This is a genomic window from Niallia sp. MER 6 (genome assembly GCF_023714395.1).
In the GTDB taxonomy this organism is placed as follows: Bacteria; Bacillota; Bacilli; order Bacillales; family Cytobacillaceae; genus Niallia.
The window spans coordinates 468,481-481,191 of the sequence record NZ_JAMAUK010000001.1 but is presented as its reverse complement, the minus strand read 5'-3'; the positions used below and the strand labels follow the sequence as shown (position 1 = coordinate 481,191).

The following is a 12,711-nucleotide window of genomic DNA, read 5'->3' as shown; positions in this document are numbered from 1 at the left end:
ATGAAGACAAACATGAAGCAAAAAAGATTCTTTCGGCTCCTTGTCTCCTATGGCATCTTAGCTTTTATGACAGTAATCATCATTTATCCTTTGCTTTGGACAATCGGAGCAAGCTTTAATCCTGGCAACAGTCTTATTAGTACGTCCATTATTCCGAGCAATCCGACATTGGATCATTATAAAGAGCTGTTCGCAGGCAAAGAGAGTCTGCAATATGCCAACTGGTATATGAACTCGCTAAAAATCAGTGTCTTTACCATGATAGGAACGGTTATCAGCGTATCGTTCACAGCATATGCGTTTTCTCGTTTCCGTTTTAAAGGCAGAAAAAATGCACTTACAGTGTTCTTGCTGCTGCAAATGATTCCGCAGTTCTCTGCATTGATTGCCTTGTTCGTTTTAGCTCAGCTTCTTGGGCTTATGAACAGCCATTGGCTTTTGATCTTACTATATATTGGCGGACAAATACCAATGAATACGTATTTAATGAAGGGCTATATGGATTCCATTCCGATGGATCTTGATGAAAGTGCCAAAATTGATGGCGCAAGCAATACAAGAATTTTTTGGCAAATCCTCATGCCGTTATCAAGACCGATGATTGCCGTTGTAGCAATGAATGGATTCACAGGACCGTTAGGAGATTTCGTTTTGTCATCAACTATCCTGCGCACACCGGAATCTTACACATTGCCGATTGGACTCTATAATCTTGTTAATGAAGTGATGGGTGCAAGCTATACAACATTCGCTGCAGGAGCCATTTTAATAAGCATTCCAATTGCCATCATATTTATTCTGCTGCAAAAGAACTTTGTATCAGGTCTGACTGCAGGTGGAACAAAAGGTTAACTAAAAATAAGGAAACAAAAAGGAGACTTTTATGGCAAACAAAGAGAAAACATTTGTTACAGATGCTAAATTTATGCTGCATGGCGGCGATTATAACCCTGATCAGTGGCTGGACCGTCCAGATATTTTAGCGGATGACATTAAGCTGATGCAGCTGTCCCACACAAACACTTTCTCGCTTGGGATATTTGCGTGGAGCGCCTTGGAACCAGAGGAAGGTGTCTACCATTTTGAATGGCTTGATGAGGTGATAGAAAGAATTCATGGTATTGGCGGCAAAGTGATTTTGGCTACGCCAAGCGGTGCAAGACCTGCATGGATGTCCCATAAATATCCGGAGGTGCTGCGTGTTGACGGAGCTAGAAGGAAGCAGCTCCATGGCGGGCGCCATAATCACTGCTTCTCTTCTAGTGTTTATAGAGAAAAAACACAGCAGATTAACAGATTGCTTGCTGAAAGATACGGCAGCCATCCGGCTTTGCTGATGTGGCATATTTCCAATGAATATGGCGGGGAATGTCATTGTGATACCTGTCAGGAAGCCTTCCGACAATGGCTGAAGAAAAAGTACGACAATAACTTGACGGCTGTCAATGATGCTTGGTGGGGGCCGTTTTGGAGCCACACATACAGTGACTGGTCACAGATTGAATCTCCTTCTCCAATCGGTGAGAATGCAGTGCACGGCTTAAACTTGGATTGGCGCCGATTTGTGACAGACCAGACAATTGACTTTTTTGAGAATGAAATTGTTCCAATTAAAGAGATTTCACCAGATATTCCGATTACTACAAATTTGATGGCAGATACATTTGATTTGATTCCATTCCAAAGTCTTGATTACAGCAAGTTTGCGCGTCACGTAGATGTGATAAGCTGGGATGCATATCCTGCTTGGCATAATGATTGGGAAACAACAGCGGATTTAGCGGTGAAGGTTGGCTTCATTAATGATTTATTCCGCAGTTTAAAAGAGCAGCCGTTTTTGCTGATGGAGTCAACACCAAGTGCTGTCAACTGGCATAAAGTCAATAAAGCGAAACGTCCAGGCATGCATTTGCTTTCTTCTATGCAGATGGTTGCCCATGGTTCTGACAGCGTTTTATACTTCCAGTGGCGCAAATCGCGTGGGTCGTCAGAGAAGTTTCACGGTGCAGTTGTTGACCATGATAACAGCCCGGATAACCGGGTGTTCCAGGAAGTTGCCAAGGTCGGTACAACGCTGGAAAAGCTGACCGATATTGTCGGTACAAATCGTGTAGCAGATACAGCCATCCTGTATGATTGGGAAAATAACTGGGCGCTGAATGATGCGCAAGGCTACGGATTAGACACGAAGCGCTATCCGCAAACATTGCAGCAGCATTATCGCACATTTTGGGAGCAGGATGTTCCAGTTGATGTAATCACAAAGGAAAACGATTTTTCTAAATACCGTCTGTTGATTGTGCCGATGCTCTATTTAGCAAGTGAAGAGACGATTGCCCGCTTAAAAGCGTATGTAGCAAATGGCGGTACGTTAATCATGACATATATAAGCGGAATCGTGAATGAGCATGACTTAACGTATATGGAAGGCTGGCATCAAGATCTGCAAGACATGTTTGGCCTAAATCCAATTGAAACAGATACACTTTATCCGAAAGATGCTAACACTGTCCATTACGAAGGAAAGGATTATGTACTGAAGGATTATGCAACCGTTGTAAATATTGCCTCTGCTAATGTGGAAGGTGTGTATAAAGAAGATTTTTATGCAAACACAGCAGCAGTAACAAGCAATGCTTATGAGAATGGGAAAGCTTACTATATTGGCGGCCGATTAGATGATGAGTTTCATCGTGCTTTCTACGGCAAGCTTATTGAAGAATTGTCATTAAAGCCAGATTACGCGATAACACATGGCAGCGGAGTATCTGTTCAAGCAAGACAAGATGAAGGTAAAGAGTATCTCTTTATTATGAACTTTACAGAAGATACGCAGCCAGTTGTCCTTGGCAGTGAAGTAAAGGATGTTATTACTGGTGAGCAGCTTCATGGCAGTATAAAGCTAGATAAGTATGAAGTGAGAATAGTAGAGAAAGTAAAAGGCTAATTTTTAGGAAGAGAATGCGAGAACAGCAAGGAGTATCATGCATCATTTTAAAAAAATGAATGTATTAAGCACTGTGCTGTAACTCGTATTCTCTTTTTGTTGTAAAATTCTCTAATTAGAAGGTGATGTTGATGAAAAAGAAGTGCGGTAAATGGAGGAAAGTACTTCCTTTATTGTATGTATTGATATTAATGATAAGTCTAATGCCGACAAACACTAAAGCAGCAGAAAACAGCTATGCAGTGAATGGTGGAATGGAAACAGACTTCTGGACAGATGGTTCTTGGAGCTTTCAAGATTTAGATGATAGTCAGGTTGAGGTACATCATTTTGCTTATGCAGAAGATACTTGGATAAAACCTGCTGAAGGACAGTATGCTTTGAAATTCTGGATAAAGGACAATGCCAGTGCTCAAACCTTTAAAGTGAAGCAAACAGCTGCCTCACTTCCTGCCGGAAAGTACGAATTAACCGTGCAAACGATGGGGGGAGCAGATAAAGAAGCTGGACAGGTAGCGTTATTCGCAGGTTCAAGCAAAACAAGTCAGGCAGCTACAAAAGGCTATAACAACTGGGAGACACAGTCATTGACGTTTGAACTGTCTCAGGATACAGCAAACTTTGAGTTTGGCGCTGAAATTGCAGGACAGCCGAATACTTGGGGTTATTTGGACGGCTTTTCTCTGAAAAAGGTCGATGGCAGTGCAACGGAACCAGTGGAAAGTGATATTTTCGTTGAAAAAGTTGAGGGCTTAAACGATAACTTTATCAAGGGAGTCGATGTTTCCAGCGTTATTACCCAAGAAGACAGCGGTGTTACATATTACAATGAAGCAGGACAAGAGCAGGATATTTTCAAAACATTGGCAGATTCAGGCGTTAATTATGTACGTGTCCGCATCTGGAATGATCCGTATGATGCAAGCGGAAACGGATATGGCGGCGGAAATAATGATTTGGAAAAAGCAAAGGAAATAGGAAAAAGAGCGACAGCGAATGGAATGAAGCTGTTAGTAGACTTCCATTATTCGGATTTTTGGGCAGATCCTGCTAAACAGCAGGCACCTAAAGCTTGGGCCAATTTAAGTCTTGAAGACAAGAAAAAGGCGTTGTACTCGTATACGAAGGATAGTTTGCAAGCATTGCTTAACGAAGGAATCAACATCGGCATGGTCCAGGTCGGCAATGAAACGACAGGTGGATTTGTGGGCGAAAAGGACTGGACAAAAATGTCTGAGCTGTTTAATGAAGGCAGCAAGGCAATCAAGGAAGTGGATCCTAACATCCTGACAGCCTTGCATTTCACTAATCCGGAAACAGCAGGCCGCTATGCATCAATAGCAAAGACACTCGATGATAACAATGTCGATTATGATGTATTTGCAAGCTCTTACTATCCATTTTGGCATGGGTCATTAAGCAATTTAACATCTGTTTTGAAAAATGTCGCAGACACATACGGTAAAAAAGTAATGGTCGCCGAAACATCCTATACATATACAAGTATTGATGGAGATGGCCATGAAAATACAGCACCAAAAAGCTCTGGACAAACATTAAATTATCCTGTCACTGTTCAAGGACAAGCAACAGCGGTCCGGGATGTGATAGAAGCGGTCGCTAATGTGGGAGATGCAGGCATCGGCGTGTTTTATTGGGAGCCTGCCTGGATACCAGTCGGCAGCCCAGATAAGTTAGCACAAAATAAAGCCATATGGGAGAAATACGGTTCTGGCTGGGCGTCAAGTTATGCTGCAGAATATGATCCCCATGATGCCGGAGCGTGGTTTGGCGGAAGTGCAGTCGATAACCAGGCATTATTCGACTTTAACGGAAAACCGCTCGCTTCGTTAAATGTGTTTAAATACGTGAACACAGGAGCAGTTGCCCCAGTTAAAATAGAGAAGCTGACAGACGTTACAATTGAGGCAGCAGCAGGGGAAGACATCAAGCTCCCTGAAACCGTAACAGCTGTTTATAATGATGGCACAGAAGGGCCGATTGCTGTCACTTGGGATGAGCAAGCTTTAATCGAGGCAATTAATGCAGGCATCGGTGAGTATGTTATTAACGGGACAGTAGAGGGCGGTTTGTCAGTTAAGGCAAATCTTACAATTAAACCGGAAAACTTTGTGCAAAATCCAAGCTTTGAAGAGGCAGATAAAAGCATGTGGAAAATTACGTATCCGAATGATTTAGCACCACATGCCGATTTTCTAAAAAATCCCGCAGATGCTAAATCTGGTGAACATTCTTTGCATTTCTATTCAGCAGACCGTGTAGACTTTACTGTTGAACAGACAATCACAGGACTGACTCCAGGCTACTATGATGCTTCCATGTTCATTCAAGGCGGAGATGCAGCTGCTGCCAATATGAAGCTGTATGTAAAAACGAATGATAAACAATATGATGTGCCAACTAATGTTACTGGGTGGAATATTTGGGCAGATCCTAAAATCAGCGATATTCTTATATTGAATGGAACTGTTACGATCGGTGCAAGCATTCAGGCGAACGCTGGCGCATGGGGAAGCTTGGATGATTTCTCCTTCGTAAAAACTGCTGATTACGAGGAAGCTGTAGAAGAGGAGGAGCAGACACCGCCTGCACAGGATGATCAAGCAGAGGACTCAGATGAGCAGGAGGAAGTTTCAGCAGGTGAAGAGATAAACAATGAAACTACTGTAAAACAAGAGGAACCAAAACAAGAAACAGAAAAGCATGAAACAAATAAGCAAGTGAAAGAGGAAAACACACAACAAGAGCAAAAAGGCAACAGCCTGCCTGATACAGCTACAAGCATTTTTAACTTCTTGCTGTTAGGTTCTGTTCTTTTAGTTAGCGGCGCAATTTTGTATAAAATATAAAAGCAAGCCTGTCACTTTTTGAGAGAAGTGACAGGCTTTTTTGATTTTATTTAATAAAAAAGGAGAATATTACAAGTTTAATTATATATTTATTTCGGCAAAGGTGTACAAGTTATGACACTTTTATGAAATTTAAATACTTCTAAATTATCAAAAAATAACTAGAGAATTTAACCTGTATATGTTATTTTAGTATGGTAGCACTTTACCAAACTACCAAGCTAAAGAAGTGTTTATTTATACATATATTAATTAAAGGGGTGATGTGCAATGAAGAATATTGTCATTATTGGCAGCAGCGGCGGAAATCTGTTTAACCTCGGCGGCGCAAAACCAGTACAGCTATTGGAAGAAATATTAAAACAAGCACATGCAGCTGGATTGAATGTAGCTAATATCCAGTTTATCGCTGCGAAAGAGTCGATGGATACAGCAAAGGACCATACGAATGCGGCTATTTACGGCTATAAAGATAATGAGGTGCTATCTTTGTTTGAGGCTTCTTTAAAAGAGGTTAATCTTGAAGCAGCAAAGCTTGATAACATGATTGCAGCAAGTATTAGAAAAGGGGAAGTGGACGGCATCATTGCGATGAGTGCTGACACAAAAGCTGTTAACAAGGAGACTTTAGCTGCCGCCATTGAGAGAAAGCTGCCAATTGTCGGTACAGGAGGAACCTCTATGGCTGCAATGACAGCAATGGGCGCCAATGTTATTTCTTCCTCTGGTACGACAGGATCAACAAGCAGAACAAGAGCCATTTCGTTCATATCCTCCTTGTGTAAGCATTGGAACATAAAATTTAATCCCATCATCGGCTCATACGAAAAGACGCAAGCAACAAATACAGCTCCGTGGAAAAACATTAATATAAGGGGCATTATGGTTTCATCACTGCCAGGCTTTATCGCAATGGCGCTTATTCTCGCTATTAGCCAGATTCCAGCGCTGAAAGGATTAAGTGACATATTTGATTTAATGATAAATGCCTTACCAGTAATGCTTGCAGTTATAGCGGCTAAACAGGTTTCTGAACTGGATGAAGTGTCTATTATCGCGGGTGTTATTGCTGGGATATTGTCTGTTCAAGGCGGTATTATTGGCGGAATAATCGGCGGGATTGCAGCAGGTCTTCTTGTACAATTTTTCTTCCGCAAATGCATACAGTGGAAATTCCCAATCACGACTGTCAATATTGTCAGCGGCGGTTTATCGGGACTAATTGCTGGCTTATTCGTTTACTATTTAATCGGTCCGATTGCTTTACAGGCTGGCAACCTTATTAAGGATGTTATTGAACAAGCGGTAGCTTTTAATCCGATACTTGCCGGTGTACTAGCAGGCGTGCTCATATGGCCTGCAATTTTAGGCGGGGTTTATCATGCAGCAATCTTGCCAATTGTGCTGCTCGAAATGGAGAAAACAGGAAACAGCTTTTTAGGAGCTGTCGATATGGTTGGCTTAGTAATGGTGGCTGCAGGAATTAATCTTGCGAACATCGTTGCGCCAAGAGACAGAGGAGAGAGTGCTGTAGCTGCACCGGGCTTTTTAATCAATATGGGCTTTGGGACATTTGTAGAATCAGCGTATCCGTTCATGTTCTCCAATAAAATCGTCTTTGGCGGAGCACTTGTTTCAGCAGGAATTGGCGGAGGTCTTGTCGGCTTATTCAATGTAAGAGGAACAGCTTATGTTCCGTCCTTTACAGCACCATTCCTTTCCAATAACATTGCAGGTTTTATTATCGCAATGGTTGTTCCCCTTGTCGTTGCTTTTCTGATTACACTAACTGCAAATAAGCTATCTTCCAAAAAGAGCACAGGAAAGAAACGGGAAGATGAAGTTGCAGTTTAATTGAAAGAAATCCCATTTTAAACAATGGGATTTTTTTTATTTAGGAAAACGAATATAATTAGTGTAGATATCTATTTTTAACTAGGCAATATGTTTATTGTATTGCCAGACTGGAGGCAAAAGATGTACAGCTTTAAAAATGATTATAGTGAAGGTGCCCATCCAAATATATTGCAAGCACTAATAGAAACAAATCTTGTACAAGAAGCTGGTTACGGAGAAGACAGCTACACAATACAAGCGGTGAAACTTTTAAAGGAAAAAATGGGCCATGCAGATGCAGATATTCATTTGCTCTCTGGCGGCACACAAACAAATTTGACAGCGATTTCTGCCTTTTTAAGACCACATGAAGCGGCAATTGCTGCAACTAGCGGTCATATTTTCGTTCATGAAACTGGAGCAATTGAGGCCACAGGGCATAAAGTTGTTGCCATTGATACAGAGGACGGCAAGCTGACACCAGCACATATTCAGCAAGTGTTGGACGAACATACTGATGAACATATGGTTAAACCAAAGCTTGTTTACATATCCAATTCAACAGAAATTGGCTCTATTTATTTAAAGAGTGAGCTAGAAGCGCTGAAAAGCTTCTGTGACAGCCATAATCTTTTGCTATTTTTAGATGGAGCCAGACTTGGTTCTGCATTATGTGCAGACGGCAACGATCTTCAATTAAGCGACCTGCCCCACTTAGTGGACGCATTCTATATCGGAGGCACGAAAAACGGTGCCTTGCTTGGTGAGGCGCTTGTGATTATTCGTGATTCCTTGAAAGAGGATTTTCGTTATCATATTAAGCAAAAAGGAGCACTGCTTGCTAAAGGCAGACTTTTAGGAATTCAGTTTTTAGAGTTATTCCGTGATAATCTTTTCTTTGAGCTTGCTGAACATGCTAACAACATGGCAAGTCTTTTACGAACAGGTCTGCATAAGGAGAATATTGATTTCCTTATTGATTCTCCAACCAATCAACTGTTTCCGATTCTGCACAATGATCAGATCAAAAAGCTGCAAGACAAGTATGCTTTCTTAGTGTGGGAAAAAACGGATGCAGATAAATCAGCAATCCGCTTAGTAACGTCTTGGGCGACGAAAGAAGAAGCTGTCATTCAGTTTTTGAAAGATATAAAAGGGTAATAACAAAGTAAGCATGAAGACTTTTTTCATGCTTATTTTTAGTTATATGTAAGGGTTTACAATTGGGAAAATCTGCTGGTATAATCAGATTACATTATTAGGTAAAGGAGGAAGCAAATTGAACAAATTCAAGGGAATTATTCCACCTGTGTCCACGATTTTTGACGAAGAAGGCAAGCTGAGTGAAGTGGAAATGGCACAGTTGATTGACAGGCTGATTGAAGCAGGTGTTGACGGCTTGTTGTTTCTGGGGACTGGCGGGGAATTCAGTCAGATGTCTAGGGAGGAAAGATTACAGACAGCTGAGTTTGCGGTGAGGCATGTAAAAAGGAGAGTGCCTGTGTTAATTGGCACTGGCAGCACCAATACAAGGGAAGCGGTAGAATTAAGTGTACATGCCCAAAAAATAGGGGCAGATGGCGTTATGGTCATCAATCCTTTTTACTGGAAGCTGACTGATGACAATCTATATGGTTACTTCAGCAAAATTGCCCAGTCTGTTGACATTCCTGTTCTCCTCTATAACTTTCCTAACCTTACCGGCCAGGATTTAAGCCCTGAGTTTGTGGCCCGCCTTGTCGACGATCATCCCAATATTTCTGGCATTAAAGAAACCGTTGATTCTATCGGGCATATCCGTGATATGATAATGCAAGTAAAGCGTAAACATCCTCACTTTTCTGTTTTATGCGGTTATGATGACCATCTCTTAAATACGCTTCAGCTTGGCGGAGATGGAACGATATCTGCAAGCGGCAACTTCGCACCGCAAATTTCCATCGGCATTTACCGTGCCTTTTTAAACGGCGACCTTGTTAAGGCCTCCATCCTTTATAAGCAGCTAGCTATACTTCCGCAGCTTTACAAGCTTGACAGCCCATTTGTAAATGTTATAAAGGAGGCAATAAAGCAATGCGGCCTCGACATTTCTACATATGTTCTGCCACCGTCAGCACCACTTAATGAAAAGAAGATTTCACAAGTTAAGGAGATTTTAGCAGAAGCGGGAGTTTTACCTGCGGCAAAATCATAAAATTCCGTAACAGATGAACAATTGGTTCATCTGTTTTTTGTTTCTGTGTATAAACAAAGTGATATCTTAAAAATGATGGTCCTATTGCCAGCTTTCTATCAATCAAGTCGCTTAATTTCAGACCTAATTTCCAGAATAAAGCCTTAATTAATATTGTCAGATGTATTCATTTATCAATTTATGTACTGCTGGAATATCAGCTGGAGCCCATTTTAATGATTCAAGATTCTCTCTCTTTAGCCAAATTAATTTAGAATGTTCCTTTGCATTTGGGCTGTCAGAAATAATAGTTGCCTTTATGCAAGTTAGGGTAATAATAAAGCTCTCATATTCATGCGTATTTTCGTGAAATAAATCGGTCGCTTTTATTTGGCAGCCAAGTTCCTCCATGATTTCTCTTTCTAATGCTTGAAATGCATTTTCACCAGCTTCTATTTTTCCTCCAGGAAACTCCCAGCTGTTCGGAAGAGACATAACAGGTGAACGAAGGGCACATAATATTTCGTTTCGTTCGTTTTCTATAATTGCTGCAACTACATGAACTACCTTTTTCAATATGAGTATCCTCCTGTAACTCGAATGGTACCATAATAGCATTTTTTTCGAGTAAGAGCATGCTTCATCTAAAAAGCATTTGGCAGTTAAAATGGCAGCATAAAGGCTGGTCCAAAATTAAAGGAACAGCATACTTTAATGAAGAGATGCCTTTACACTGTTTTTCCGCGATAGAAATCCTCAAAGAAGATATCTTCGACTAATTAGATTAAAAATAGACATAGCTCTCTCTGTAGAATAGAGGCGTAGATTGATTTATACAAAATAATCTGTTAGTGAGCTTATTCTTTAGAATCCCGATTAATAGAAATATAAAGTTATTCCAGTAAAATGGCTTGGGATTTGGAAAATAATAAACTTGGTGAATTTTTAAATAATCATTGAATCTTATTGGAGAATTTGTTAAATTAGAAGAAATCAAAAGGCTGTGTGTGACTGGCGAAACGCGGGATTAACCGTAGGGGAGCACATAGTGTCGATGCCGTTCGCCTGGGCAGAGGTAAGGGAATAAAGCTTTCTCTTTTTCCTTTGCCTCTTTCTCTTTATTGGAAGAGATTTTGGGCTGTTTTTGGTCAAATAGCAAAGAATTTTGCAAACTATTTTATGGGAAGAGGAGCAACTTACATGAGCACAACCCTTTTAGACAAAGTAAAAACAATCAAAACCTTGAATAATATCGCAGGCAGCGGATTGAACGTATTTAAGAAAGAGAATTTTATCATTGATAATGACAGTGAAAATCCTGATGCGATTGTAGCTCGCAGTTATAATATGCATTCTATGGAATTTGGGAACAAATTAAAGGCGATTGCTCGTGCAGGTGCAGGTGTTAACAATATTCCTGTTGAAAATTGCACAGAAAAAGGAATTGTCGTTTTCAATACACCTGGAGCAAATGCAAATGCAGTAAAGGAAATGGTTCTGACTTCCTTAATGGCTTCTTCTCGTAATCTGTTTGATGGTGTTGCTTGGGCGAAAAACCTGAAAGAAGAAGGCGACCAAATTCCAAAGCTTGTTGAAGCAGGTAAAAAGCAGTTTGTCGGTAAAGAAATTAAAGGAAAAACACTTGGTGTTATCGGTTTAGGAGCGATTGGAGCACTTGTTGCCAACGATGCTCTTGATTTGGATATGGATGTAATCGGCTTTGACCCATTCATCTCTGTTGATACAGCATGGAATCTTTCTCGAAATGTACAGCGTGCGATGACAATTGAGCAGCTGTTTACAGAAAGCGACTATATTACTGTTCATGTACCATTAACTAATGATACAAAAGGGATGTTTAACAAAGAAGCATTCAGCATCATGAAGGAAGGTGTTCAAATTCTGAACTTCTCCCGCGGAGAGCTGGTAAATGAAATCGATATGGCGGTTGCTCTTGAAAATGGCGAAGTCGGCAGATATATCACTGATTTTCCAAATGAAAATGTATTGAAAATGAAAAATACAATTCCTGTGCCTCATCTAGGTGCTTCAACACAGGAATCAGAAGAAAACTGTGCGATTATGGCTGCACGCCAAGTGAAGGATTACTTGGAAACAGGGAATATTAAGAATTCCGTTAACTTCCCAAATGTATATCTTCCTTATACTGGCAAGCAGAGAGTCGCAGCATTCCATAAAAACGTGCCGAATATGGTTGGACAAATCACGATGGCAATCTCTGGATACAGTTTGAATATCGCTGACATGGTTAACAGAAGCCGTGGTGAATATGCATACACGATGATTGATATTGACAATGAGGTGGCTGGCGATATCATCCCTTCATTAGAAGCAAAAATCCGTGAAATTGAAGGAATTGTAACTACTCGTATAATTTAAGATAATAGCTCTCACTTTGATGTGGGAGCTTTTTTTATAATAATAAAAATTAATAGTTTAAATAATTTTAATTTTCTTATAATTATTTGACTAGAAAGATCTCAAAAAGTATAATGAAACCATTATTTTCTAAGGTTTGTTTAATGTCAACGTGAATCATATTAGAGGAACAAGCAGGCCTTCTACATAAAAAAGCAGGAAACGCCCACCCTAAAAAGGTTGGGAGGTGCAATGATGGGAAAAGACAAAATGCCTGATTTTAACAGCCTTGATGATCGTCTTATTGGAGATGGCTTGAACCAAGCAGCTTTTTCAATGAAAACAAATCTAGATCCAAAAGACCCTTTAGAGGACAATCCGTATTTTGATAAAACGAAGGAATATAGCAAAGAAGAACTAGAGAAATTTAGAAAGTTTTTCGGCGGCCGATAAAAATGAACTCCTGTGCCAAGGCATGCAGCCTGCTGCCTTGGTATCTTAACTAT

At 40.5% G+C, this 12,711-nt stretch carries 9 protein-coding genes and 1 riboswitch; of the genes, 8 read left to right on the top strand and 1 reads right to left on the bottom strand.

Going from position 1 to position 12,711, the window contains the following annotated elements:
• The 6 genes from ganQ to M3600_RS02240 all read left to right on the top strand — a co-directional run bounded on the left by ganQ (position 1) and on the right by M3600_RS02240 (position 9,847).
• The gene (gene ganQ, locus M3600_RS02265; RefSeq protein ID WP_233317135.1) at positions 1 to 852 is read left to right on the top strand and encodes a galactooligosaccharide ABC transporter permease GanQ; all 852 of its coding nucleotides are present in this window, start codon (positions 1 to 3) and stop codon (positions 850 to 852) included.
• Between the two features lie 31 nt (positions 853 to 883).
• Entirely contained in the window at positions 884 to 2,947 is a 2,064-nt protein-coding gene (locus M3600_RS02260; RefSeq protein WP_233317134.1) for a beta-galactosidase GanA, read from the top strand.
• Between the two features lie 131 nt (positions 2,948 to 3,078).
• Entirely contained in the window at positions 3,079 to 5,817 is a 2,739-nt protein-coding gene (locus M3600_RS02255; protein WP_251644676.1) for a glycosyl hydrolase 53 family protein, read from the top strand.
• Between the two features lie 270 nt (positions 5,818 to 6,087).
• Positions 6,088 to 7,671 (top strand): PTS sugar transporter, encoded by a 1,584-nt coding sequence (locus M3600_RS02250; RefSeq protein ID WP_251644675.1) that lies wholly within the window; start codon positions 6,088 to 6,090, stop codon positions 7,669 to 7,671.
• Positions 7,672 to 7,794: 123 nt separating this feature from the next.
• The gene (locus M3600_RS02245; RefSeq protein WP_237941040.1) at positions 7,795 to 8,814 is read left to right on the top strand and encodes a threonine aldolase family protein; all 1,020 of its coding nucleotides are present in this window, start codon (positions 7,795 to 7,797) and stop codon (positions 8,812 to 8,814) included.
• Between the two features lie 118 nt (positions 8,815 to 8,932).
• The gene (locus M3600_RS02240) at positions 8,933 to 9,847 is read left to right on the top strand and encodes a dihydrodipicolinate synthase family protein (protein WP_237941043.1); all 915 of its coding nucleotides are present in this window, start codon (positions 8,933 to 8,935) and stop codon (positions 9,845 to 9,847) included.
• 156 nt (positions 9,848 to 10,003) lie between these two features.
• Here M3600_RS02240 and M3600_RS02235 read toward each other — a convergent pair whose 3' ends face one another.
• Complete coding sequence (locus tag M3600_RS02235; RefSeq protein WP_233317129.1) at positions 10,004 to 10,402, bottom strand: (deoxy)nucleoside triphosphate pyrophosphohydrolase; 399 nt, start codon at positions 10,400 to 10,402, stop codon at positions 10,004 to 10,006.
• 421 nt (positions 10,403 to 10,823) lie between these two features.
• Positions 10,824 to 10,904: riboswitch (ZMP/ZTP riboswitch) on the top strand.
• A gap of 122 nt (positions 10,905 to 11,026) precedes the next feature.
• Here M3600_RS02235 and M3600_RS02230 point away from each other — a divergent pair.
• Both M3600_RS02230 and M3600_RS02225 read left to right on the top strand, forming a co-directional pair.
• Positions 11,027 to 12,226, top strand: a complete 1,200-nt coding sequence (locus tag M3600_RS02230) for a phosphoglycerate dehydrogenase (RefSeq protein WP_233317128.1) — start codon at positions 11,027 to 11,029, stop codon at positions 12,224 to 12,226.
• A 231-nt stretch (positions 12,227 to 12,457) separates the two neighbouring features.
• Positions 12,458 to 12,658, top strand: coding sequence for a hypothetical protein (locus tag M3600_RS02225; RefSeq protein ID WP_251644674.1), 201 nt, complete (start codon positions 12,458 to 12,460; stop codon positions 12,656 to 12,658).
• Positions 12,659 to 12,711: the final 53 nt, after the last annotated feature.